Source organism: Ruegeria atlantica, assembly GCF_001458195.1.
Taxonomy (GTDB): domain Bacteria; phylum Pseudomonadota; class Alphaproteobacteria; order Rhodobacterales; family Rhodobacteraceae; genus Ruegeria; species Ruegeria atlantica.
Genome location: NZ_CYPU01000039.1, coordinates 682589 through 706267, shown reverse-complemented (window position 1 = coordinate 706267; position 23679 = coordinate 682589). Strand labels below are relative to the sequence as shown.

Annotated in this window: 21 protein-coding genes and 1 tRNA gene; 12 read left to right on the top strand and 10 right to left on the bottom strand. The window is 56.8% G+C overall.

Translation table 11 applies throughout. From position 1 onward, the window contains the following. Positions 1-49: 49 nt before the first annotated feature. From RUA4292_RS13385 to RUA4292_RS13365, 5 genes are all read right to left on the bottom strand, one after another. Complete coding sequence (locus tag RUA4292_RS13385) at positions 50-523, bottom strand: DUF4381 domain-containing protein (protein WP_058277998.1); 474 nt, start codon at positions 521-523, stop codon at positions 50-52. Then, complete coding sequence (locus RUA4292_RS13380) at positions 520-1467, bottom strand: DUF58 domain-containing protein (protein ID WP_082637093.1); 948 nt, start codon at positions 1465-1467, stop codon at positions 520-522. The genes RUA4292_RS13385 and RUA4292_RS13380 overlap by 4 nt, the downstream gene beginning before the upstream one ends. 17 nt (positions 1468-1484) lie before the next feature. Then, positions 1485-2462, bottom strand: a complete 978-nt coding sequence (locus RUA4292_RS13375) for an AAA family ATPase (RefSeq protein WP_058277996.1) — start codon at positions 2460-2462, stop codon at positions 1485-1487. A 108-nt stretch (positions 2463-2570) separates the two neighbouring features. Continuing rightward, a complete protein-coding gene (locus tag RUA4292_RS13370) occupies positions 2571-3683 on the bottom strand; it encodes an acetoin utilization protein AcuC (protein ID WP_058277995.1) in 1113 nt (370 codons plus the stop codon). 3 nt (positions 3684-3686) lie between these two features. Continuing rightward, positions 3687-4772, bottom strand: coding sequence for an AI-2E family transporter (locus RUA4292_RS13365; protein WP_058271701.1), 1086 nt, complete (start codon positions 4770-4772; stop codon positions 3687-3689). A 178-nt stretch (positions 4773-4950) separates the two neighbouring features. On the opposite strand from RUA4292_RS13365, the gene RUA4292_RS13360 reads away from it, so the two are divergent. The 3 genes from RUA4292_RS13360 (at position 4951) to RUA4292_RS13350 (ending at position 8001) form a co-directional block, all read left to right on the top strand. Next, a complete protein-coding gene (locus RUA4292_RS13360) occupies positions 4951-5817 on the top strand; it encodes a YihY/virulence factor BrkB family protein (protein ID WP_058277994.1) in 867 nt (288 codons plus the stop codon). After that, the gene (locus tag RUA4292_RS13355; protein ID WP_058277993.1) at positions 5814-7715 is read left to right on the top strand and encodes a multiheme c-type cytochrome; all 1902 of its coding nucleotides are present in this window, start codon (positions 5814-5816) and stop codon (positions 7713-7715) included. Before RUA4292_RS13360 ends, RUA4292_RS13355 begins: the two co-directional genes overlap by 4 nt. A gap of 97 nt (positions 7716-7812) precedes the next feature. Then, positions 7813-8001, top strand: a complete 189-nt coding sequence (locus tag RUA4292_RS13350) for a hypothetical protein (protein ID WP_058277992.1) — start codon at positions 7813-7815, stop codon at positions 7999-8001. A gap of 1 nt (position 8002) precedes the next feature. Here the strand turns inward: RUA4292_RS13350 and RUA4292_RS13345 are convergent, their stop codons facing one another. Both RUA4292_RS13345 and RUA4292_RS13340 read right to left on the bottom strand, forming a co-directional pair. Beyond that, positions 8003-8719, bottom strand: coding sequence for an RlmE family RNA methyltransferase (locus tag RUA4292_RS13345; RefSeq protein WP_058271698.1), 717 nt, complete (start codon positions 8717-8719; stop codon positions 8003-8005). Continuing rightward, positions 8719-9831, bottom strand: coding sequence for a Ppx/GppA phosphatase family protein (locus RUA4292_RS13340; RefSeq protein WP_058277991.1), 1113 nt, complete (start codon positions 9829-9831; stop codon positions 8719-8721). The genes RUA4292_RS13345 and RUA4292_RS13340 overlap by 1 nt, the downstream gene beginning before the upstream one ends. A 241-nt stretch (positions 9832-10072) precedes the next feature. Between RUA4292_RS13340 and RUA4292_RS13335 the strand changes: the two genes are divergently transcribed. The 6 genes from RUA4292_RS13335 (at position 10073) to RUA4292_RS25480 (ending at position 14443) form a co-directional block, all read left to right on the top strand. Continuing rightward, positions 10073-10369: a virulence factor gene (locus RUA4292_RS13335; protein ID WP_058271696.1), complete on the top strand. Its 297-nt coding sequence runs from the start codon at positions 10073-10075 to the stop codon at positions 10367-10369. 26 nt (positions 10370-10395) lie between these two features. Beyond that, positions 10396-11322 carry a methylenetetrahydrofolate reductase gene (locus tag RUA4292_RS13330; protein WP_058277990.1) on the top strand — a complete coding sequence of 309 codons (927 nt, stop codon included), beginning with the start codon at positions 10396-10398 and terminating at the stop codon, positions 11320-11322. A gap of 9 nt (positions 11323-11331) precedes the next feature. Then, positions 11332-12393, top strand: coding sequence for a methyltetrahydrofolate cobalamin methyltransferase (locus RUA4292_RS13325; protein WP_058277989.1), 1062 nt, complete (start codon positions 11332-11334; stop codon positions 12391-12393). Between the two features lie 387 nt (positions 12394-12780). Next, a tRNA-Gly gene (locus RUA4292_RS13320) sits at positions 12781-12854 on the top strand. A gap of 241 nt (positions 12855-13095) precedes the next feature. After that, positions 13096-14058 carry a DUF6492 family protein gene (locus tag RUA4292_RS13315; RefSeq protein ID WP_145974952.1) on the top strand — a complete coding sequence of 321 codons (963 nt, stop codon included), beginning with the start codon at positions 13096-13098 and terminating at the stop codon, positions 14056-14058. Positions 14059-14314: 256 nt separating this feature from the next. After that, positions 14315-14443 (top strand): hypothetical protein, encoded by a 129-nt coding sequence (locus RUA4292_RS25480; RefSeq protein WP_267885454.1) that lies wholly within the window; start codon positions 14315-14317, stop codon positions 14441-14443. Between the two features lie 248 nt (positions 14444-14691). Here the strand turns inward: RUA4292_RS25480 and RUA4292_RS13305 are convergent, their stop codons facing one another. Then, positions 14692-15549 carry a class I SAM-dependent methyltransferase gene (locus tag RUA4292_RS13305; protein WP_058277986.1) on the bottom strand — a complete coding sequence of 286 codons (858 nt, stop codon included), beginning with the start codon at positions 15547-15549 and terminating at the stop codon, positions 14692-14694. A gap of 25 nt (positions 15550-15574) precedes the next feature. Beyond that, positions 15575-17617, bottom strand: a complete 2043-nt coding sequence (locus RUA4292_RS13300) for an ASKHA domain-containing protein (protein ID WP_058278202.1) — start codon at positions 17615-17617, stop codon at positions 15575-15577. Between the two features lie 217 nt (positions 17618-17834). Between RUA4292_RS13300 and guaB the strand changes: the two genes are divergently transcribed. The 3 genes from guaB (at position 17835) to RUA4292_RS13285 (ending at position 22923) form a co-directional block, all read left to right on the top strand. Next, entirely contained in the window at positions 17835-19283 is a 1449-nt protein-coding gene (guaB, locus tag RUA4292_RS13295; RefSeq protein ID WP_058277985.1) for an IMP dehydrogenase, read from the top strand. Between the two features lie 83 nt (positions 19284-19366). Then, a complete protein-coding gene (locus tag RUA4292_RS13290; protein ID WP_058277984.1) occupies positions 19367-20524 on the top strand; it encodes an RsmB/NOP family class I SAM-dependent RNA methyltransferase in 1158 nt (385 codons plus the stop codon). A gap of 104 nt (positions 20525-20628) precedes the next feature. Then, entirely contained in the window at positions 20629-22923 is a 2295-nt protein-coding gene (locus RUA4292_RS13285; protein ID WP_058277983.1) for an ATP-binding protein, read from the top strand. Here RUA4292_RS13285 and RUA4292_RS13280 read toward each other — a convergent pair whose 3' ends face one another. Beyond that, the gene (locus RUA4292_RS13280) at positions 22924-23517 is read right to left on the bottom strand and encodes a sulfotransferase family 2 domain-containing protein (RefSeq protein WP_058277982.1); all 594 of its coding nucleotides are present in this window, start codon (positions 23515-23517) and stop codon (positions 22924-22926) included. Positions 23518-23679 lie beyond the last annotated feature (162 nt).

The window sequence follows — 23679 nt, the reverse complement described above, 5'->3', positions numbered from 1 at the left end:
AATGGCAACGGGAGTAGGAGGAAAACCCAAGGCGCGGCAAAGGAGAACATCAGGCTGTCCTTTCCCGCTTGTGTGATCTAATCCAATTTCGCGCGAGGATTTCCAGATCAGGATCGGCTTTTGCATCTCTGTATGGTGCTTCCACAAGTTGGCGGCCAGCGCCATCAGTAAAGGTAACATTATCAGAGGTTTGGTTTAGAAAGTTGGTCCATTCTTTTCCATGCAATGCAGCGACTTTCCGACGTGGATACGCGACCAGAGCCGTGCGGCGGAGTATCTCGGCTATCTTTGCGGCGTCATTGTCTGACGCGGCCAATTCGACCAACGCTTCACGCCGGTATGCATTCAACTGTCGGTGGCGAAGAAAGGCGTAAACGCCAAGGATGATAAGGCCAGCAAGGATTAAGGCCAAAACGCCCCATCCCCAGGTCTGCGGTATCATGGAAATAGGCTCGGGCACCGGGGCAGGTTCCAGCATGTCCAGCAGGTCAACCAGTGATTTGCCTTCGACATCGACACTCATCTTGGGCCTCCGGGATGACCAAATAGCTTGAGCAACTGGTCGAGCGTCGGTTCCGCCGTGGTCAGCGGTACTACGGGAAATCCATAGCGGCGCGACCACGATTGCAGCTGGACAAGGCGATCTTCCAGCGCTGTTCTTATTCGGTGCGACAAATCGGGGTCCGAGCTGTCGAGTTCAATCTGGCGGTCGCCATCGGACACCGTAAGCCGAAGGTTCGGGGCAAGTTCACGCGAACTGGGATCAGAAATATTGAACAATATCAAATCATTCAAGGCAGAAAGTCTGCTAAGTAGTTTCTCTGATACCTCATTCAGCCCATTGAAATCGGAAAAGACGCACACCAAAGTATTGGTATGCGCGATCCGCGCGGCCTGCTTCAGCACGTCATTCAACGCCACGGTTGGCTCATCCCGCAACGTTGCGCGAAGGTTTGAATTCAGCGCGCCCACGGATGACAGGAACCGCGTCAGGGCAGCGGGTCGGCGTTGGGGTCGGTGTTCGGCCACATCGGAATCGCCAAAGACGATCCCGCCGACCCGGTCGCCTTGCCCCAGCACCCGGTGTGCAGCGATCGCCGCGGCTTCAGCCGCGATGACCGATTTCATGTAGACTTGTGTGCCGAAAAACATCGAAACGCGCTGGTCCACAAGCAAAAGGGCGGGGCGGTCGCGTTCCTCGGTATAGACCCTAACATGGGGTTCTCCGGTGCGCGCGGTCACTTTCCAGTCGATGGTACGGATGTCATCCCCGGGCAAGTAGTTTCGCAGTTCTTCAAAATTCAGACCGCGCCCGCGCAAGCGTGAGGCATGCCGGCCGTTTAGGATCGAACGGGCAGGTTGGCGGGGCAGCAGGCTGATCGCGCGGGACTTTGGACCCAGCTTTAAAAGGTGGTCCGCATCAACGTGTATGCGTGGGTCGACGGGATATGCGGCGGTCTGGGACACGCGGCGTTCCTTTGGTTTCAGGGCAGCGCAACAAGCTGCAGGATTTCCGAAATCACATCATCCGCAGATTTAGCGCTGCCTTGTGCCTCGAAGCTCAGGGTGATGCGGTGGCGGAATACATCATGGGCGATGGCGCGAATATCGGCCGGGTCGACATAATCGCGCTGGTTCATCCAGGCATGCGCGCGACCGCATTTGTCCAAGGCAAGCGAGGCGCGCGGGCTGGCACCGATGTCGATCCAACCGGCCAGTTCTTCATTGAGCGCGCCGGGCGTTCGCGTGGCCTGCACCAGATCGGCCATGTAGCGGTCCATTGCGTCGGATACGTGGATCTGACCGATTTCAGAACGCGCGTCGAATACGGCGTCCTGCGGGATTGTCGGCGGCGCTTCATTGGTTGCGCCTTTACCCGCCGCGATTTCTTCGCCCCGAACCAGACGGATCACCTCAACCTCATCCTCAACCGGGAGGTAAGTGATCTGAACATGCATCAGGAACCGGTCCATTTGCGCTTCGGGCAAGGGATAGGTGCCTTCCTGTTCGATCGGGTTCTGGGTCGCCATCACAATAAACAGCGGTTCCATTTTATGCGTGGTTCCCGAGACGGTTACTTGCCGTTCTTCCATCGCTTCAAGCAACGCAGCCTGAACTTTGGCGGGAGCGCGGTTGATCTCGTCCGCGAGAACGATATTGGCGAAGATAGGTCCTGGTTCGAACCGGAATGTGCCACCGTCATCGGTCTGCTGAAACACCTCGGTCCCCGTGACGTCCGATGGCAGCAGATCCGGAGTGAACTGAATCCGGCTGAAACGTGCATCCAGGTTACGTGCCATTGCCTTGACCGCGCGGGTCTTGGCCAAACCTGGAAGCCCTTCGATCAGCAGGTTTCCGTTGGCCAACATCCCGATCAGCAGGCGGTCGATCACGTCAGTCTGTCCGATAATGGATTGTCTCATTCGGGCTTTGAGATCATTTATCTGATTAAGTGCATTCATTTGGCGGGTCCAATCGGCGTCAATTTTCCAAACTGACTTTGTGATTTTATGCGGTAATTAGAAAATGTGTCGTAACAGCGGTATGTTAGCAGCCTTTATTTCGCCAATCTACTGTGAAATCCGCCCAGTCAGACGGCGCAAACCTTCCTTTAATTCTGGTCGGATAGGTCCGTGATTTGGGGTGTCGCGCAACGTTCGAAGCCAATGAATCGGAGGGTTTCGGCCAGCTGCCCGGTTCCAGGTCAATGCGTCGAGGATGGCTTGCGCGTCCGCCTCCAGCATTTCGGGGATGTCGAAGTCGTTCAAGGTGGCCCAAACACCAGTCCACAAGCGGCCAACTGACCACGGGTTATAACCGCCTCCGCCCAGGACCAGAACGCGGGGCGCAAGACCTTTCAGTGCGGCGACGGCCTTCCAGTGAGAGTTGTTGGACAGCGCCAGGCGCGACAGCGGGTCCTCGGCAACCGCATCGGCGCCGCATTGCAGGACAAGGGCTTGCGGTTTGAAGGCCTCAGCCGCGGGCAGGATCAGCTGGTCGAGAATGGCGCCAAATTCATCATCGTTTAGGTTTCTGGACACCGGAAGGTTAAACGCCGCGCCGCCTGCATCATCATCAAGCCTGCCGGTGAAGGGCCACCGTCGGGCTTCATGAATGGAAATCATCCGAACCGTGTCCGAACCCTGAAAGGCGGCCTCGACCCCGTCGCAGTGATGGGCGTCGATATCGACGTAGACAATCCGGTCCAGGCCCATTCGCAACAGGGTCAGGATCGCCAAAACCGGGTCGTTCAGATAACAAAACCCATTGGCACGGTCGGGCAGGCCGTGATGTGTTCCGCCCGCAGGGTTGTAAACGATGCCGCCATCGCGGATCAGTTCAGCGCCCAGCATTGATCCTCCAGCCGCAGTGGCGGGGCGTCTGTACATCTCTGGGAATACCGGGTTGGACAGCGTGCCCAGCGCATAGGCCGAGCGTACATCATCCGAGACGCTTTGAGCACTTTCCGCGGCCTGCAGCGCATCTATGTAGTCCGGCGTGTGAAAGCGGTGCAGCGCGCCGGGTTTTGCGCGGGGGCTGACCCTGTAATTTTCCGAATTGATCCAGCCCAGCGCGCGGCACAGGTCCATGACGGTGGAGACGCGCGGGATAGCCAGCGGGTGTTTTGAACCATAGGTCGAATGGCGATAGATCTCGGACCCTATGAAGATCGGGTTTTGCACAGATTATTGGGTCCGTGCGGGTGCGTTGTCATCACCAAGGCGGCCATCAAGAGACATCAGAATAGCCACTGGCCTAAGGGCAGGAATGTGGCTGAAGATGATCAGAATGCAGACAGTCAAAGGAACACTCAGGAATGCACCGATCAGCCCCCAAACGGTTGTCCAGAACGTTAGCGCGAGGATCACCAGAAACGTAGACATGTTCAGCGACCGGCCCAGCAAGGCAGGGTCAACAAAATTGCCGATCAGAAACTGGATGGTGCCGCAACCGAACACGATGATCAGGAAAGGCCCGATCGTTTCATATTGAACGAGGGCAATCATGGCCGGAAAGATTACGGCGATGATCGAACCGATAGACGGGATGAAGTTCAGCGCAAAAGTCAGCACGGCCCAAGTTTCGGCGTATTCAAGCCCAAGCGCCTTGAAGACCGAGTAACTGATGCCTGCCGTGACCAGGCTGATGAAGGTTTTTACCCCGACATAGCGCTGCAAGCTGTCGGTGATCGCATCCAGAATTGTGGTGAATTCGGCCCCGGTTTCGGGATTGCCCGCAGCCAGTTGTATCTTTTTGCGAAAAGCAAGACGTTCGGCCATCAGGAAGGCCACGTACAGGCTGATCAGGAAAAACTGGTTCAGTAGCGATGTTGCACTGCTGAGCAACACACGCGCGACATAGGACATGTCGATACTGACCAGATTGTCGCGAATGAAAGTGGTGACGTCATTGCCAACCAGCCCTGTGACCCGGTTCACGGCGCCGTCGAACTGGGTTTCATACGTGCTGATGGATCGGGCGAACTGCGTCGCCTGGCTGCCGAGGATGTACATGATCACGAACAAGCCAGCCAAAACAACTGTGACTGCGGCGATGTTGGCCAGCCAGACGGGCACCCGCGCCATCGAGATTACCCGGTCGCTCAGCGCGATAATCAAAACATTGATTAACAAAGCCATGGTCAGCGGGATCAAGAATGCTGAGCCCGCGTAAAGTCCCAGCACAATCAATGTGGCAACAATTGTCGTGTCCCGGACAACCGATAGCCTCAGTCGCGGGCCGCCCGTGTTCTGATCAGGTTCCAAAGTCATCGCTTAGCCCGCCTGTGATGCCGCGTGGCACGTTACAACGATTGATGGTCGCTCTGGAAACTGATCCTGCACGGCTGAGCGAGATTCTGCAATGTGCCCAAACATTTGGGCGAGATAATTTACGTCCTGAAGGGATTTGCCATTTCAGAGCAAAGCCGAGGCGGGTTAGGCTGAGCGCATGAATGCACGTGTGATTCCCTCAAGTAGCCGGCCCGTTCAGGCGCTGTGGCTGGCCGTAGTGCGGTTCAACAACAAAAATGGGTTCGTGATGAGCAGTCACGTCGCTATGTCCCTGATGCTGGCTTTGTTTCCGTTTGTGTTGTTCACAGTGGCTTTGGCGGGGTCGTTGTCTCAGGGTTATGTCACCGATGAACTGATAGAGCTTGTGTTTGGGGCGTGGCCCAAAGATGTCGCGGGGCCAATCGTTGCCGAATTGCGGGCCGTCCTGCAGGAATCCGGTTCGGGCGTCATAACGCTGGGTGGTCTATTGGCGATTTTCTTCGCCTCGAACGGCGTGATGGCGGTGCGGGCGGCCATGAACCAAGCTTATCACGATAGCGACGTTTGGCCGTTCTGGAAAACCCGGTTGCTGTGCTTGGGGTTGGTGATCGTTGGTGGTGTTGCCATTCTGGCCATTGCCGCGGTCGAAGTTGTTTTGCCCGCCTACACCCAATTGGTAAGCGAGAAGACCGATGTGAACGTCTCGGACTGGTTGTCGGTGGACAGGTTGCGCTGGACCTTCACGGTGGCGGTTCCGGCGGGCACTGTCCTTTTGGCGCATCTGATCCTGCCAACGCGGCGGCACAAGCTGATGCAAATTCTGCCGGGCGTTGTTCTGACGTTGGCCTTGTGGGCGGCCGGCGGGTGGGGGTTCTCGATCTACATCGCGCAATTCGCCAGCTACAGCGCCACTTATGCAGGTTTGGCTGGCGTCATGGCAGCGCTGATCTTTTTGTACCTGTGCGCGGCAATTCTGATCCTTGGCGCCGAATACAACGGCGCTTTGATGGATCTGGAAGACAATCTGGATCGGGGTTCTCAGTGAAATTTCTGGCGTTGTGTGTCGGGCTGTTTGTTCCTGTGGCCGCCTTTGGCCAGGCTCCGGCCTATGTCGGGTCGGATCAATGTGCCGATTGCCACAAGGACGAGGTGGCGGCATGGTCCAATTCCCACCACGCGCTGGCCTGGACCGAGGTTAAAGACGGGGCTGTAGTTGCCGATTTTGACGGAACGCGGTTCGACCATGACGGAATGTCGGTGGAATTCACCGACACCGAAGGCGCGCTGAGCGCAAAAGTCACGGAAAAAGACGGTGTGAGCACCGAATACGGCGTATATTCCGTCGTCGGCATTGAGCCGTTGCAGCAATACTTGTTCGAAACAGAACCCGGCCGGTTACAGAGCTTTGATGTTGTTTGGGATACCGAAAACAAGCAGTGGTTTCACCTCTATCCCGATCAGGGCTTACCCCCTGACGACGGGTTGCACTGGACCGGACCCTACAAGAACTGGAACGCGCGGTGTGCGGAATGTCACGCGACCGGTTTTGAGAAACAGTACAACGCTGAAACCAGAACATACGACTCGGTACAGGCCGAGATCGGGGTCGGGTGCGAAAGCTGCCATGGCCCGGGTTCTGCGCATATCGATTGGGTTGGGGGGCAAAGCCTGCCGCAGGGTCTGGGCGACACCGGGTTCCTGATGGATTGGGGTAAAGGCCAGACCGAGGCCGAGATTCAGCAATGCGCCGGGTGTCATTCCCGTCGTGAGGCGCATGGAGATGGCAACCCACTGCCCGGAACGCCCTATCATGACGCGTATAATCTGGCGGTTTTGCGTCCGGGTTTGTACCATCCGGACGGTCAGATTTTGGATGAAGTCTATGTATACGGCTCATTCCTGCAATCCAAGATGTATGACCGCGGCGTGGGTTGCATGGATTGTCACGAGCCGCATAGCGCGAGTCTGAGGTCAGATGGAAACGGGGTGTGTACGCAGTGTCACTCGCCTGCCGCGAATCCCAAGTTTCCAACCCTGGCTGCCAAAGAGTACGACGTGCCGGAACATCACAATCACCCAGAGAATAGCGAGGGTGCGCAGTGCAAGTCCTGCCATATGATCGAGCGCGTCTATATGGGTGTCGACGGCAGGCGCGATCACAGTTTCCGTGTACCGCGTCCCGATTTGGGGCTTGGGCAAGACGCCTGCACCGATTGCCATTCGGATCAGGATCAGGCATGGGCGGCCCAGCAAATCGAAGGCTGGTTCCCGGACAGCGCGCATCGAAAGCCGCATTTCGGGACGGCCTTTCAGGCGGAAACGTTGGGTCGCGCGGATGGGCCGGAGGAACTTCTGGACATTTCAACCGACCCTAATCAACCCGGCATCGTGCGCGCCACAGCGGCCTATCTACTACAACCTTATGGATCTGCCGACGTGGCGGCCAGAACGGCAGAGTTATTGGCGGACGAAGACGCTCTGGTTCGCGCAACGGCGGCGCCGCTGCAGCGTCAGGCCAGCTTGCCCGATCAAATCCAAAGGCTTGAGCCGCTGCTGTCCGACCCGTTGCGAAACGTCCGCATTTCGGCGGCAAAAGAGTTTCTGAACATTCCGCCGCAGGCTCTGACTGCGGAACAACAGCAATTGTCGGGGCAGGGCATGTCCGAGTGGCAGTCGGCGATTTCCAACCGTCTGGATTTTCCTGAAACGCATCTTGTGCTTGGCGGTATGGCCCTGACGTTCCGCAATGCGCCAGCGGCTGAGCGGGCGTTTCAAGAGGTCGTAGCGCTGGACCCGCAACGCGCCGAAGCATGGCCAATGCTGGTGCAACTGGCGCAGATCAATCGTGGACCTCAGGCCGCACGTGATGTTCTGGAGCAGGGATTAGAGATCATCCCAGAAGACCCGAACCTTTTGCAGTTGAAGCAACAACTGGGCCGCTGAAACGGCACGGCTTAGCCCGGTTTCCGTCATTTTCCCGGCAAATTTCATAGTTACCGATCAAGCTGAGGCAAGAATTGCCCCAGCTTAAAGGTGACATATGTTTCTCAAACCGGTCCACACGTCCAAGCTGAAAAAGCCACTGGCTTTGTCGCAACGGATCGAAGAATTGCGGGCCCGACCACCGGAATACATCAATCACGGCGAAGCGTTGTTGATACAAGGTATTGCCGCCGCTTCACTGCGCGAACAGGTGCTGACCGAGGATCGGATTTCTCTAGACGATTAAGTCAGCCGCGAAACCCGGTTGCGACCACGAACTTCTCGGAACTGTCCGAGCGCGACGCGGGTGGTTTCACATTCGCAACCTTGTCGAATTTCTGCTTCAGCAGCTTTTGCAGATCGCCTTCGGCGCCACCGGCCAGAACCTTCGCAACGAAGGTGCCGCCTTCTTCCAGAACGTCAAAGGCGAAGTAAGCCGCCGTTTCGCACAGAGCCATGATGCGCATGTGGTCGGTTTGCTTGTGCCCAGATGACGACGCGGCCATGTCCGACATCACCACGTCAGCCTTGCCACCCAGCCACTCTTTGACTTTGTCGTCGGCATCGTCTTCCATGAAGTCCAGCACATGTGCCTCGGCACCTGCGACCGGTTCGACCTCTTGCAGGTCGACACCCAGAACTGTGCCTATCCGTTTGCCGGAACGTTCACCCAGCGCATTCACTCGTTTGACCGCGACTTGCAACCATCCACCCGGCGCACAGCCCAGGTCGACGACCCGTGCACCCGGCACGAGGAACCGGTACTTTTCGTCCAGCTCCAATATCTTAAACGCTGCGCGCCCACGGTACCCTTCGACCTGCGCACGTTTCACATAGGGGTCGTTCAGCTGCCGCTCGAGCCAACGGGTCGAGCTGAGCTTGCGCCCGCGTGCAGTCTTTACCTTGACCTTCAGGTCACGCTGCCCGCGCCCCGAGTTGTTTTTGCCACTTGGTGTCTTCGCCATCAGAACGGTCCGTCTTCCAGTACGCCGTCCGCGCTCATCTGCGCATAAAGCAGGCCTTCGCGCAGCCCCCGGTCCGCCACGGAAAGGCGGTCGGTGGGCCAGCATCTTAACAGCGCCTGCAAAATGGCCGAGCCGGACATGATCAGCGCCTGCCGGTCATCCCCAATCCGGGGATCACGTCGGCGACCCTGAGGGCCGAGTTCTAGATACCCTCGTATGACTTTGTCAATCTGATCACTGGTCATGCGCAAACCATCGACCTTGGTCCGGTCGTAGCGCTTGAGCCCAAGGTGAGAAGCCGCAACGGTTGTAACCGTGCCACTGGTACCGACGATCTGGAACCCAAGGCGGGCTTGCTCGTCCTTGTAAGGCGCGAAATCGGCGAGGTTTTCTTCGAAAAACCAACTCATCAGGGCAAAGCGAGCGGAATCATCTTCGACGTCGTTAAACTGGTCGCGCAGGGTTGCAACACCCAGGGGTACGCTGATCCAGTCGACGACTTTTGCCGCAGGGAATGGGCTGTCAGCCGTGTGAAACCCATGGTGCAGCCGCATGATCGCGGCCGGACGGTCCCGGCGCGGTACGGATGAGATGTCGATCCACACCAGTTCGGTCGACCCACCGCCGATATCCACGACCAGCAACTGCTCGGTCTTGGTGGATACCAGCGGTGCACAAGAGATCACGGCCAAGCGCGCCTCTTCCTCAGGCTGGATGATCTCGAGCGTCAGTCCGGTTTCGCGTTTGACCTGCCGGATGAATTCGCGTGAGTTTTTGGCACGCCTGCACGCCTCGGTCGCGACCAGACGCATGCGCCTGACCTTGTTGCGTTTCAGCTTTTGCTGACAGATGCGAAGCGCCTGAATGGTGCGCGCCATCGAAGACCGAGACAGACGTCCGGTCCGTTCCAAACCCGCGCCCAATTGCACGGATTTGGAAAAGCTGTCGACCACATGGAAGCCGCTGCCCTTGGGCTGGGCTATCAACATGCGGCAACTATTGGTTCCCAAATCCAGCGCCGCATATAACGCATCTGGATCGGGTCTTGCCGGCGCGGGGCTTTCGACCGCCTTCGGGAACGCGCCCGCACCTTTGGGACGCTTGGGCGCCATATTAAACGCCCTCCGATTTTCGAGTTACCCCGACCATAGGTCGGGCGTGTGCGTCGTGCAAGACGCTCATTAAAGTGATGAGAATTTTGATATGCGCGTTTGGTTCAGTCTTCGTTACAACCCCGGTATCCCATCGCGGGCAAAAACGTCGCTGGAAATGCTCCGTGTGTCGAAAATCGACCGACTTGCCCCCACATAGACGTTTAGAACCGGTCCATCTGGTTAGGAGGAATCAAACGCAATGCCTGACGTCACCATTGTTTACTGGCGCGATATTCCCGCCCAAGTCATCGTCGGTAAAGGCCGTCGTGGCGCAAAACGGCAATTAGAGGAACGGTTCGAACAAGCCATCGACCGCGCGGCCATGAAGGTGAACGCCAAGGACAGCGATGCCTATCTGGCCGAATGGCGCAAGGCGGCCCCCTTTGCAGTCGACGGCGACCCGTCCGAGATTGCCGAGGCCGAAGCCACGCGTTTGGAAACGGAATACGATCAGGACCGCATCAAAGCCCTGATCGCCAATGACGGTTGGGCATGAGCCCGAGACATCTATGGGAGGCCGCAATGGCTTTGCTGAACTTCAAGAAACGTGATGCGGTCGAAAACGGCCCTGTAAACCCGACCGTCGAAGCCTTTTTGCAAGGCTATTCGATCGAGGTGATGCCGCGCACCGCCGAAAAGGTCGAAGATTTCCGCGCGTTGCTGCCCGAAGGCACACGCGTTTACATCGCCCATATCGAAGGCACTCCGATCGAGGATATGGTCAAGACCGCCAAACGGATTTCTGACGAAGGCTATCCAGTGATGCCGCACTTTCCGGCGCGGATCATCAAGGATCCCGCCACGCTGGAAAACTGGATTTCCATGTATCAGGGCGAAGCGGGCGTTGATCAGGCATTGCTGCTGGCCGGTGGTGTTGCCAACCCACACGGCGATTTCGACAGCTCGATGCAGTTGCTGGAAAGTGGTTTGTTCGACAAGGCGGGCTTCAAGCGCTTGCACGTAGCGGGTCACCCCGAGGGCAACAAGGATATCGACCCCGACGGCTCGACGAAGAATGTCGACGACGCACTGCGCTGGAAGCAGAAATTCAGCGAGACCACGGATGCCGAAATGGCGCTGGCAACACAGTTTGCGTTTGAAGCCAAACCGATCATCGAATGGGCCGACAGTTTGAAAGAAGCTGGTATCGATATTCCAGTCCATATTGGTATCGCCGGTCCGGCCAAGCTGCAGACGCTGATTAAGTTTGCCATCGCCTGCGGTGTTGGCCCGTCGCTGAAGGTCCTGCAAAAGCGTGCGATGGACGTGTCCAAGCTGCTGCTGCCTTATGAGCCGACCGATGTGATCACCGAGCTGGCCAACCACAAAGCGGCCAACCCGGATTTCAACATCACCAATGTACACTTCTTCCCGCTTGGCGGCATCAAGACCAACGCCAACTGGGCCATCAATAACGGCGGCGCTTCGGCAAAGCCTGTAAACTCCTAAGGAACGGACATGACGCGTACAGTCGTAGAATCAAAAACAAAAACTGCCGTTCTGGGCTTTGACGAACCGTTTTGCGTGATCGGTGAGCGGATCAATCCGACGGGCCGTAAGAAACTGGCGGCCGAGCTGGAAGCCGGCGATTTCTCGACTGTCGAGAAAGACGCGCTGGCGCAGGTTGCTGCAGGCGCAACCGTTCTGGATATCAACGCAGGCGTTGTCTACAACTCGAACCCCAACCCGAACGAGACCGAACCGCCACTGATGCGCAAGATCGTCGAGCTGGTGCAGGGTCTGGTTGACGTACCGCTATGTGTCGACTCGTCTGTTCCCGGCGCTCTGGAAGCTGGTCTTGAAGCTGCTGAGGGCCGTCCGTTGCTGAACTCGGTCACCGGCGAAGAAGATCGTCTGGAACTGGTTCTGCCGCTGGTCAAAAAATACAACGTGCCGGTTGTTGCGATCTCGAACGATGACACCGGTATCTCCGAAGATCCCGATGTGCGCTTCGAAGTGGCCAAGAAGATTGTTGAGCGGGCCGCCGATTTCGGTATCCCGGCGCATGATATCGTCGTTGACCCGCTGGTGATGCCCATCGGCGCGATGGCAACCGCTGGTCAGCAGGTCTTTGCGCTGGTCCGTCGCCTGCGCGAAGAACTGGGCGTAAACACCACTTGTGGTGCTTCGAACGTGTCCTTTGGTCTGCCAAACCGCCACGGCATCAACAATGCGTTTCTGCCGATGGCAATGGGCGCAGGTATGACGTCGGCAATCATGAACCCGGTGGCGCTGCCTGTGGGTCCCAAAAAGCTGGCCGAGAAAAAGGCCGAGGTCGAAGCCAAGGGGATCATTCTGCCTGCGGACATGGATGACGAAACCTTCTGTCAGCTGTTCGGTCTGGGCTCGACCAAGCCGCGCGCCGGTAAGGAAATGGAAGCCATCCGTGCCGCCAACCTGCTGACCAATAATGACCCGCATGGTGGCGAGTGGATTCGGTTCAACAAATCCCCGGAAGAGGCCGGCGCAGCGGGCGCTGTCGGTGGCCGTCGTGGTGGCGGGCGTCGTCGTCGCGCCTGATCCAATCACTTGTTCCAGTGAACAAAGGCCGGACCATGTGTCCGGCCTTTTTTCGTATTGGTGCTGATCGCCGCCGGAACCTGACAAGATCGCTAGATTAGTGGCGATATCGCGATACCTGTCACGTACGAAGATGAGTCAACATCGTCGCCCAACACAGGCAGACTCTGACTTAAGCAAGCGTTTGGAAAAAAAGAATACTTCGTGGAGCTGGTCGATCTGCAAGCGCAACTGGTGTTGAGGCAGAAGGAATTTCTTTTTCACGGAACCAGGTGCGTTGCCCTGTTCGAAGGCTGTAGTGCGTCTGGACGGAAAAAGGCGGCGCCGCTTTTTCGATGATGGGTTCTTGAAGTCGATAAGCCTCTGGTGATATCGGTGAAAAACGCGGCGGGTATGATGTAATGGTAGCCTGTCAGCTTCCCAAGCTGAACGCGCGGGTTCGATTCCCGCTACCCGCTCCAATTTTTTCCCTATAGAAACAACTTGCAGTGGAATCGTGTGTTTCAAATCAGCGAATGAGGCAGCCAGATTTGTAGCGGCAATCCGGCGCATGCCTTTCGGTGATAATGGTGGTATCGATGCCTTCACTTTCGTTTCGCTGTGGACCGACATTCAGTTTTCATAGTGTTGGCAATTGAATGCGCCTGTTTCGCAACCAATTATGCACATCAAAGCACGTCGCAAGTATCTGAAGGCCCTGACATGATTACATTTGTTACCGTGGTTCATCACAGGGATTTAGCATTGTTAGCGTTGCAAGCAAAATCTATGGCTCAGTTTGTCGACCGAGAAACCACTTCCAAAATTATAGTTGTAGTCAACGATCAACAAGAACATCATATGAGGTCTGGTTTAGAAGAGATGCTTCCAAACTACGGTCCGCTCTCGGGAATCGTTACTTTTCTTAGTGGCGACGATCTGTTTATGAAAAGTTGGGCAGGATTTTCTGGGTTGAAGTCCCGGTATATCAACCGTTTGCAAGTTCATAGACACAGAGGTTGGCGAGGAAACAACGGTTATCGAATTCAGCAAGCGATAAAGTTGGCGGCGGGAAGGGTATCCCCAACCGAGCAAATTGTGATCCTTGACGCAAAGAACTTGTTTGTCAGCCCTTTAACGAACAGGGATTTTTTTAGCTTTGGAAACAGACCTTTAACCTCCTTCCAGCCCATAGTGGAGGGGATCCATGAAAATTGGTTGGTTGAGAGCCTAAATGTGCTCTCTATGAACAAAAGAACCTCTGATATTCCCGAAACGACTAAATTCGTTACTCCGTTTCCAGTCACCAAAGAAATACTAAGTGCTGTATGTCGAGATGTAGAAGCAAAAAATGGAGCTTTGGAGGTGTTGTTCGCTTCCAGAAAGAGGCCATCGGAGTTTATGCTAATTAACGCGTGGGCGATTGATAACTTTGGGAGTCCAAGAAGCGTTTTCGGCGAAGAAAAACGCCGACACGTAGGGTATTGGCCTGATGGCGGGAAGGTCGGATTTTCAGAAATGATGAGTGCCATTGATGACCCAAACACTCTTACTATCGCCGTACACTACAAGGCGCTGAAACTGCTTTCAAACAGAGAACTTGATAGGCTTGCTCTTGCTCTGGAAAAGAAAAATTTTGGCTCACAGGCCGAAATTCTTTCGTTGTTGAATGATGTTAAGAGTTAAACTGCGCCAAAGGTCAGCTGTTCATCTCCTGCCTACTGATGAGATTATTTCTATCGACATCAAGTAGTTGAAGGACGCGAGCACGGTACCCGTTGGATCGACGCTGGCTTGAAGACAGCAGTGGACCCCAACGTTATGTTTAAGTTCGCGGGCAAGCCGGATCGGCCCATTGTCGACGTCGTGGAGGCGTATCTTGGTTCCATCGAGCAGGCGGAATTCGCAACCTGCGAGTATGTGCCGAGGTCGGAGGTGATCCATGACCGAAAATGTCGTCTATCGTCCGGGCTGTAAGCCACAGAACGAGTCGCAAGAAGCTGTCATCGTGCATCTGGTCATCCAGACCCCGCAGCCACGCCAAAATGCCCTGCTGATGCTGACAGTTTAATTTTGGCTGGTTTCAGCCCAGGGCACGGCTGCTTTGATGATGTTCGGTTCAACATAGTTCAGAAAATCTTGAACAAGTTTTAAACCAATCTTCACCAGCGCAAATGATATTTGGCATATCGCCATGTATCAAATCAGCTCCCTATGCTGAACGCGCGGGTTCGATTCCCGCTACCCGCTCCAGAACTCGATTTGTCATCGGAAAAGCTTAGAAATCAGCGCTTTGAGCGTGGTTGCGTCTGTGGCTATTTACTCCGGGCGACGCGCCTGAAATAGGTTGATATCAGCCGGGATGTGCACCGCACCATTTTTGGCAAAGGGGTGAAACGCTTCGGCGACGGCGTGTTGGATCGCAGTCACGTCATCGGGTTTACCGTCGAAATGGGTAATAACACGGGCGGCGGGGCCAACGCGGGTGCACAGGGCGGCGCAATCCAGCAAAGAGCCTTGAAAGTCCAACGTCAGATCAACAGAATCGGCGCGAATATTGCTTAGACCTGCCTTTTCCAGCAACCCGGTAACACGCTCACGATCATGAAACGCCAAGGGGCCCGGTGCATTCCGGTCGACTTTGGGCGGCGTGTCCAGCCGTTCGGTGGCTGCTATATGGGGTACTCGGAACCATGGGTTACCGGGTAATGGTCCCCAGGCGGCAAAGGTCATCGTGCCGCCGGGCCTTAGCGCGCGGGTCATGTTGGCAAAGGCGGCAACCGTATCCTCAAAGAACATGACCCCAAATCGCGAGATCATGGCGTCTCGGTCCGCTGCTTCAAAGGCGTAGGTCTGGGCGTCGGCGAACTGGAAGGTGATGTTTTGCGACCCGGCATCGGATGCCCGTGCCGATGCGCGGTCCAGAAATGGCTGCGAGACATCTGCAGCCAGAATGTGGCCATCTGGCCCGACGGCATGTGCGGCGGCGATCGCGCTTGCACCCGTTCCGCAGCCGATATCCAGAACACGCATGTCGGGCTTCAATTCGGCGCGTTCCAGCACCAGATCAAGGACCGGCGCCATCAGTTGATCCAGCTGGTCCTCATAGGTCAGCCATTTGGCACCGGACGGGGATTTCCCCCAATATTCAGCCTGTTCCTCGTTTGCGATCTGCATGTCGCCTCCCTTGTGTCAGGGGTGACTATGACCGCCTGCGCCGTCTGCGACCAGAGCCTTCTTCTCCGCCACCGGCATTGAAGGAGGGCGAGGGCAGAGTGACCACCTGCGCCAATTCCGGGAACGGATCCGTCTTGTGCGGGATGGCATTTGCGGCGACGAAATGGTCCTGAAATTTCGGCTCGATGGCCGTTTCGACCTTGGTGATCTCGCGCACCACACGCTCAATCTCGGACCGGGCACCAATGTTGCACAAGGCAATCCGCGCGCCGGTGCCAGCCGCGTTGCCCGCGCTTGAGACCTTGTCCAAAGGCGCATCGGGGATCATACCCAGAACCATCGCGTGCTTGGTTGAGATATGCGCGCCGAACGCCCCGGCCAGCACAACGCGATCCACCGTGTCGACGTTCATTTCATCCATCAGCAGGCGCGCACCGGCATAGAGCGCGGATTTGGCCAGTTGGATGGCGCGGATATCGCCCTGCGTGACCGTTATGCGCGGACCGCCCTCGGCGCTGGCGTCGTGGATCAGATAGGCGTGGGTGCGACCTTCGGGTACACAACGGGGCGTGCCGGTCTGGTCTGCAGACCCGATCAGGCCGCTTTCGTCCAGCAATCCGGCGATGCGCATTTCGGCGACCGCTTCGATAATGCCCGAGCCGCAGATGCCGGTAATACCGCTTGTGGCAATCTCCTGATCAAAGCCTTCCTCGTCGGACCATTTTTCGGAGCCGATCACGCGAAAGCGCGGTTCCTTGGTGACAGGTTCGATTTCGATACGCTCAATAGCGCCGGGCGCGGCACGCTGGCCGGAACTAATCTGCGCGCCTTCGAATGCCGGACCTGTGGGCGAAGAACAGGCCAGAACGCGGCTGGTATTGCCCAGCAGGATTTCGGCGTTGGTGCCCACATCCACGATCAGCACAAGGTCTTCGGACTTTCCCGGTTCCTCTGACAGTGCCACCGCGGCGCAGTCAGCACCGACATGGCCCGCGATGCAGGGCAGGATATAGACCTGCGCGCGCGGGTTCATATTTGTCAGGTCCATTTCTCGCGCGGGCAGGGACATGCTTTCCGAGGTCGCCAAAGCAAAGGGGGCCTGACCCAACTCAACCGGGTCCAGGCCCAGCAGCAGGTGGTGCATCACAGGGTTACACACGAACACCGTTTCCACGATCAGGTCAGAACTAATCCCGGCTTCCTCTGAGATTGAGGTGGTCAGATCGTTGATCGCCTCTCGTACGGCTTTGGTCATCTCTTGATCACCGCCGGGGTTCATCATCGAGTACGACACACGGCTCATAAGGTCTTCGCCAAAGCGGATCTGCGGGTTCATCAGGCCCGAGGACGCTTTGACCTCGCCGGTCTCCAGATCGGTCAGGTGCGCCGCAATTGTGGTCGAGCCGAGGTCGATGGCCAGACCATAAAGCCCATGTTCATGCAATCCGGGCCAGATTTCGACCACGCGCGCCGCTTCATCCTTGTGGCCTTTGTGGAGGGCAACGGTGACCTCCCATTTGCCCTTGCGCAGGGCGGGCTGCAGCTTGGACATCAGCGAAAGATCGGCGGTGATGGCGCCAATGTTCCACTGCTCGCGCAGCGCGCGTTCCAGCCGTTCTAGATCGCCTGTTGGCGAATGCATGTCGGGCTCTTCCACCACCACGAAATACAGCCGGGTTGCCGGGTCCATCGTAATGGCCCGCGCGGTGGCGGCCTTGCGAACAACCTGACGGTGGACCTGGCTTTCGGGTGGGACATCGATCACGATGTCGCCCTGAACTGTCGCCTGACAGCCCAGACGACGACCCGATTTCAAGCCGCGTTTGTCATCATAACGCTGTTCGACCGCGTTCCATTCGCTCAGCGCGTTCTCTGATGCGGTTACACCGTGTTTGGGAAACTCGCCATAGCTGGGCGTGATCTGACATTTCGAACATATCCCACGGCCTCCGCAGACCGAATCCAGATCCACACCCAACTGCCGCGCAGCGGTCAGAACCGGGGTACCCACGGGGAAGTGCCCGCGTTTGCCTGACGGAGTAAAGACAACAAGGGGGTCGGTGGTCATTTTTGGCCTGCCTTTTGTATTCGCACGTATGCCCGGCAAGATATGGGTTTGTGCGCAAAGGGAAAGGCCATTCAGCGGCACGTTTTGAACGTCTTGCGTCGTTTTTTGCCGCGGTATCGGCCAGCGAAGGGAAACTAGTTTAGGTCAGGGGCTTTTCCTTAGGTTAATTCCATGTAATAGGGTCACCGCCAAACGGGCTTTTGCATGGGGTTAACAGATGCAGATTCGTGAGGCACTTACCTTTGACGATGTTTTATTGGTTCCGGCGTCCTCGTCGGTGCTGCCGGCGACGGCGGATACGGCCACGCGTGTGACGCGTGAAATCACGATGAACATCCCGCTGCTCAGCTCGGCTATGGACACGGTGACCGAGGCGCGCATGGCCATCGCAATGGCGCAGGCAGGCGGTATCGGCGTTGTTCACAAGAACCTGACGGTCGAAGAGCAAGCCCGAGAGATTCGGCGCGTGAAGCGATTTGAGTCGGGTATCGTATACAACCCGGTCACACTGAGCGTGAACCAAACGCTGGCGGACGCGAAGGCGTTGGTGCAGCGCTATAACTTTACTGGCTTTCCGGTCGTCGATGAAAGCGGGCGCGTCGTGGGTATCCTGACCAATCGCGACATGCGCTTTGCGACCTCGGACGAGACGCCGGTTCACGTGATGATGACATCGGACAATTTGGCGATGCTGCAGGAACCTGCAGATCTGGAAGAGGCCAAGAGCCTTATGAAAGCCCGCCGGATCGAAAAACTGCTGGTGGTCGATGGTGAGGGCAAGCTGACAGGCCTGCTGACCCTGAAAGATACCGAGCAAGCCGTGCTGAACCCGACCGCCTGTAAGGACCGGCTGGGACGCCTGCGGGTCGCTGCGGCGACTTCTGTTGGTGATTCTGGTTTCGAACGGTCCGAGCAGTTGGTGGATTCGGGCGTTGATATCATCGTGGTCGACACTGCTCATGGGCATTCGCAGGGCGTTCTGGACGCGGTGCGGCGGGTCAAGAAACTCTCGAACGAGGTCCAGATCATTGCGGGCAATGTAGCGACGAGCGAGGCCACCAAGGCGCTTATCGATGTCGGTGCGGATGCAATCAAGGTTGGCATCGGGCCGGGCTCCATCTGCACAACCCGGATGGTTGCAGGCGTCGGCGTACCCCAATTGACAGCGATCATGGACTGCGCGACGGCTGCCGGAGATGTTCCGGTAATCGCAGATGGCGGCATCAAATTCTCGGGCGATTTCGCTAAGGCCATTGCCGCAGGCGCGTCCTGTGCAATGGTTGGCTCGATGATCGCGGGAACGGATGAAAGCCCGGGTGAAGTGATCCTGTACCAGGGCCGTTCGTTCAAATCTTATCGCGGAATGGGCAGCCTTGGCGCCATGGCACGCGGGTCGGCGGATCGCTATTTCCAGAAAGACGCAGCCAGCGACAAGCTGGTTCCCGAAGGGATCGAAGGGCAGGTGCCCTACAAGGGGTCGGCCAGTGCGGTGGTTCACCAGCTGGTTGGCGGCCTGCGCGCAGCGATGGGCTATACCGGCTGTGCCACGGTCGAAGAAATGCGCAAGAACTGTAACTTCGTCAAAATCACCGGCGCTGGCCTGAAAGAAAGCCATGTGCATGACGTTCAGATCACGCGTGAAAGCCCTAACTACCGGGTAATGTGACGCAACAGAGTTTGCAGCACGGCGCCCCAACGCGGGCGCCGTTTTGCGTTTTTTGGGTTTAGCAGAGAAATCGGAAATATCTTATGACCCCAGCAGCGCGCGTTCAGGCTTCGATTGAAATCTTGGATAACATCCTTGCCGGCGCACCGGTTGAAAAGGCTTTGACAGGATGGGCGCGCCGCAGCCGGTTTGCGGGCTCGAAAGACCGGGCCGCCGTGCGCGATCACGTGTTCGAAGCGCTGCGTTGCAAACGGTCCTTCTCGGCCTTGGGCGGGGCAGAAACCGGGCGCGGGTTGATGATCGGTTCGATCCGGTCAACCGGCGGTGATCCAGAGACGCTGTTTACAGGCGAACGATATACGCCAGAGCCGTTAACCGCCGCCGATGCGCCGCGCGCGTTCAGCTCGGGTGCCGAGCGGTTCGACATCCCCGAGTGGCTCTGGCCGCGTTTTCAAACCTCGCTCGGGGATCAAGCAAAAGCGGCGGCACAAGTATTGCAAACCCGTGCACCTGTTCATTTGCGGGCTAACCTTGCCAAAACCGATCGTGCTGGTGCGATTGCTGCTTTGAGTGCTTACGGAATTTGCGCGAAAGACCATTCGGCGTGTGAAACCGCCCTAGAGGTCACTGAAGGGGCCCGAAAAATTGCGCAAAGCCGCGCCTATTCCGAAGGTGTGGTTGAATTGCAGGACGCAGCCAGCCAGGCCGTCGTTGCAGCGCTCGATCTCCAGCCAGGTCTGCGTGTTCTGGATTATTGCGCAGGCGGTGGCGGCAAGTCTCTGGCTCTGGCTGCCCATTCGGGTGTCGAGGTCTTTGCGCATGATGTGAACGCAGGGCGCATGCGCGATCTGCCGATGCGGACCAAACGGGCCGGTGTGCGTGTTACCTGCCTGCAGCCGGAAGATGTAGCCCGTCAGGCTCCGTTCGATATTGTTCTCACGGATGCGCCATGCTCGGGCAGCGGCTCGTGGCGGCGTGCCCCGGCAGGTAAATGGGCACTGTCCGAAGAGGGGTTGCACGCGCTAAATGTACTTCAGTCCGACATCCTGAATTCCGCCGCTCAACTGGTTGGACCGGGTGGAATTCTAGTCTATGCGACTTGCTCCATGTTGGATGATGAAAACGGCAATATTGTCGACGGATTTCTTAAACTGAATCCCGACTGGACCGAAACGATGCGAAAGTCGTGGCTTGTGACACAAGGTGCAGACGGGTTCTTTATGTCGCACTTGACGCGGTAGTGCGCCATTGAATAACAACCTTAGGTAGAAGTTTCCGCTGTCCTTAAGGGGGCGTTAACCAAATTCGGGCTGAGTGTGACAAAGCCTTTTGACCTGAGTTGTTAATGTCCGATACTGCAGAGATCTTTTCTGAGCCGACCTCAAGAAAAACACCGGCCTTCTCGCGCCTTGTGCCACTTGTTGTTTTGGGCGCATTGCTAAGTTTAACACCGTTGACAGAAGTTTTGCCGACCGCCTGGAATATGGGTCTTGTTGTTGCTGGTGTGTCGCTACTGGCCGCCGGCCTACTGGTTGTTTTTCGGGGATTCACGGCCGACCGAACGGCGCGTAATTCGGCAGAAGTGATGGCCGTCTTCACCGAACAGGACTTGTGTCCGACAGTGATCGCCAACGCAAATGGCGATATTCTGAGTGCGAACACACGTGCAAAGGCGCAGTTAAACGCTTTTCCAGGTGCGCGATTGCAGCATTCCCTGAAATCCAGATTCGCAAATCCCGCAGCGATCCTGCTGCGCTTGCAATCCATCGCGGAAATCCACGAACGCGCCCGCGAAGATATCGTGACTGTTGGCTCGACAATCCCGATCTCGGTGTTCAGCGTGGGGCAGGATGTGTTCTGCTGGCGGTTCCTTCTGGATGAAGACGGGCAATGGGATGACGCCCCTGTTCCGGTGCTGACAGAGGGTCGGAACGGGACAATTCTGCGGGTGAATGGAATGGCAGAGGCCATTCTGGGTCACAGGCCCGACGATATGGGTAGGATATTTCCCAAAGACATCCCGCATCCGGGTGAAATCTCGCTTGCTGAAACCTTGGACGGGCAGGTGCCCGTGACCGTGTCCGAGCTGTCCCGCTCGGGCACTGTGCGCGATCTGCTATTGTTGCCGATGAAATCTGCGCGCCCATCTGAGGGCGATGCCCCATTCGCTGAATTGCCCGTGCCGGTGATGTGTTTGTCCCCTGAAGGCGAAATTTTGGATGCGAACCGGATGGCGATTAAGCTGATCGGAGAGATCCAGCCGGGCAAGTCGAACGTGGCCGAAATTATGCACGGGCTTGGCTATCCCATTCTGGATTGGTTGACCCGGATCGCGACCGAAGAGAATGCCGTTCCCCGGTCGGAATTTCTGCGTCTGTCACGACAGGACAAAGAGGTTTTCGTGCAGGTCACGCTGAACCGAGTGACCTGCAAGGGACAGATTTGCCTGATCGCTGTCGTGAATGATGCGACCGAGTTGAAGACACTGGAAGCTCAGTTCGTGCAGGGGCAAAAGATGCAGGCCGTCGGCCAATTGGCGGGAGGCGTGGCGCATGATTTTAACAATCTTCTGACCGCGATTTCGGGGCATTGCGATCTATTGCTGCTGCGGCACGATCAAAATGATCCGAACTATGGTGACCTGGTTCAGATCAACCAGAACGCCAACCGGGCCGCGGCGTTGGTCAGTCAACTTCTGGCCTTCTCGCGCAAGCAAACCCTGCAGCCGGAGGTTTTGGACCTCCGGGATACGATCTCTGATCTGATCCATCTTTTGAATCGCTTGGTCGGCGAAAAGGTTCGCTTGACGTTAAGCCATGATCCCGTGCTGAAGCCTGTGTGCGCAGACAAAAGGCAGCTCGAACAGGTCTTTATGAACCTGGTTGTGAACGCACGGGACGCGATGCCCGAAGGTGGCGAGGTACGTATCGAGACCGAGGTTGTGTCTCTGACCGAACCGCTCCGGCGGGACCGTGCAACAGTACAACCCGGCGAATACGTCACCGTTAAAATGATCGACAGTGGCACCGGTATCCCAGCGGACAAGCTTCAAAAAGTGTTCGAGCCATTCTATACGACCAAGCGCACCGGTGAGGGGACCGGTCTTGGATTGTCGACGGTCTTCGGCATCGTCAAGCAGACCGGAGGGTTCATCTTTGTCGATAGCATTCAGGGCAAGGGAACCGAATTTACCGTGTATCTGCCGGTTTCAACCGCACCGCAGAAAATCGATCAGGATATCGACAGCCTTCCGGAAAACCCAACGTCACGGCAGGGTGAAGGCGTAGTTCTGCTGGTCGAGGATGAGGCCCCGGTTCGGGCCTTTGCCACACGTGCATTGCGATTGAAGGGCTACACCGTGCTCGAATCCGGGTCCGCCGAAGAGGCGCTGCACCTGCTGGAGGATGGGTCGGTGCATGTGGATGCCTTCGTAACAGACGTAGTCATGCCTGGCATGGACGGGCCAACCTGGGTGCGCAAAGCGATGGAGACCCGACCGAATGTGCGGGTGATCTTTATGTCTGGCTATACCGAAGGCGCCTTTGGCGACTCAGGCACCGAGATTGCGAATTCCACCTTTTTGCCCAAGCCGTTCTCTTTGACGCAGTTGACCGAGGCTGTGTTTAATCAACTGAACTGACTAACGCGCCGCGTCGTGGCAGGAAAACTCCTCGGCGTGGTGGTTGCGGAACTTCTTTTCCGTTTCCGGCGACAAGAATAGGTCGCGTTTTGGTGAGACATTCTCGCGCTGCAGGGTGACTTCCATGTTCAACCGGTCCTGAATAAACCTCAGTATCTTATCTTGATTTTCGTACTTAAAAACATGCGTCGCACCGAAACCGTTGTTTCGGGTGCGGAAAAACTGGCTCTGACTGCCGACATCTGCGAATTCCGGGCGGGGGTTTTGCATGTAACCCTGAACAAAATCATCAAAGCTCAGGTCGCGGGTTGAATGCGGGTGCCCAATGCGGTCGTCCCGGCTGCGGTATTTGTACCAACTGCCGAGCCAGTCGATAGGTTCGCGCACGACGGCCATGATTTCCATTTCGGTGTCATACATTTTGCGAAAAATGTTTTGAAAAAACCTGTCATAACGGCGAACAGGCGCATGTTTCAATTCGGGCGGGCCGGTGACGACAAAGTCGGCCCGCGCGCTCAGGGCAGTGTGATAGGCTGTGCTGCCTGTTTTTGGAACTGCCAGAAACGCAAGGCGTTCCTTATAGAAAACAAGCATTTATTCGCCCTTCGCCGCCTAATTTAGTAGTCGCAGATTGGCGTAAACGACTCTTTAACACAATTGCCGAACAGTAAGTATTGTAAGTTTTAGTTGAAATGTTCTCTTTTTGGTCCCATAAGGAACAAGAGGCGAACAAAGCAGTGATTGCCGCCCGATCAT

Bases quoted from the DNA above. Each gene is read 5' to 3' on its own strand.
- RUA4292_RS13345 (WP_058271698.1), bottom strand. From the start codon at position 8,719: ATGGCGAAGACACCAAGTGGCAAAAACAACTCGGGGCGCGGGCAGCGT.
- RUA4292_RS13350 (WP_058277992.1), top strand. From the start codon at position 7,813: ATGTTTCTCAAACCGGTCCACACGTCCAAGCTGAAAAAGCCACTGGCT.
- RUA4292_RS13325 (WP_058277989.1), top strand. From the start codon at position 11,332: ATGACGCGTACAGTCGTAGAATCAAAAACAAAAACTGCCGTTCTGGGC.
- guaB (WP_058277985.1), top strand. From the start codon at position 17,835: ATGCAGATTCGTGAGGCACTTACCTTTGACGATGTTTTATTGGTTCCG.
- RUA4292_RS25480 (WP_267885454.1), top strand. From the start codon at position 14,315: ATGACCGAAAATGTCGTCTATCGTCCGGGCTGTAAGCCACAGAACGAG.
- RUA4292_RS13340 (WP_058277991.1), bottom strand. From the start codon at position 9,831: ATGGCGCCCAAGCGTCCCAAAGGTGCGGGCGCGTTCCCGAAGGCGGTC.
- RUA4292_RS13305 (WP_058277986.1), bottom strand. From the start codon at position 15,549: ATGCAGATCGCAAACGAGGAACAGGCTGAATATTGGGGGAAATCCCCG.
- RUA4292_RS13335 (WP_058271696.1), top strand. From the start codon at position 10,073: ATGCCTGACGTCACCATTGTTTACTGGCGCGATATTCCCGCCCAAGTC.
- RUA4292_RS13280 (WP_058277982.1), bottom strand. From the start codon at position 23,517: ATGCTTGTTTTCTATAAGGAACGCCTTGCGTTTCTGGCAGTTCCAAAA.
- RUA4292_RS13360 (WP_058277994.1), top strand. From the start codon at position 4,951: ATGAATGCACGTGTGATTCCCTCAAGTAGCCGGCCCGTTCAGGCGCTG.
- RUA4292_RS13300 (WP_058278202.1), bottom strand. From the start codon at position 17,617: ATGACCACCGACCCCCTTGTTGTCTTTACTCCGTCAGGCAAACGCGGG.
- RUA4292_RS13290 (WP_058277984.1), top strand. From the start codon at position 19,367: ATGACCCCAGCAGCGCGCGTTCAGGCTTCGATTGAAATCTTGGATAAC.
- RUA4292_RS13330 (WP_058277990.1), top strand. From the start codon at position 10,396: ATGGCTTTGCTGAACTTCAAGAAACGTGATGCGGTCGAAAACGGCCCT.
- RUA4292_RS13315 (WP_145974952.1), top strand. From the start codon at position 13,096: ATGATTACATTTGTTACCGTGGTTCATCACAGGGATTTAGCATTGTTA.
- RUA4292_RS13365 (WP_058271701.1), bottom strand. From the start codon at position 4,772: ATGACTTTGGAACCTGATCAGAACACGGGCGGCCCGCGACTGAGGCTA.
- RUA4292_RS13385 (WP_058277998.1), bottom strand. From the start codon at position 523: ATGAGTGTCGATGTCGAAGGCAAATCACTGGTTGACCTGCTGGACATG.
- RUA4292_RS13375 (WP_058277996.1), bottom strand. From the start codon at position 2,462: ATGAATGCACTTAATCAGATAAATGATCTCAAAGCCCGAATGAGACAA.
- RUA4292_RS13285 (WP_058277983.1), top strand. From the start codon at position 20,629: ATGTCCGATACTGCAGAGATCTTTTCTGAGCCGACCTCAAGAAAAACA.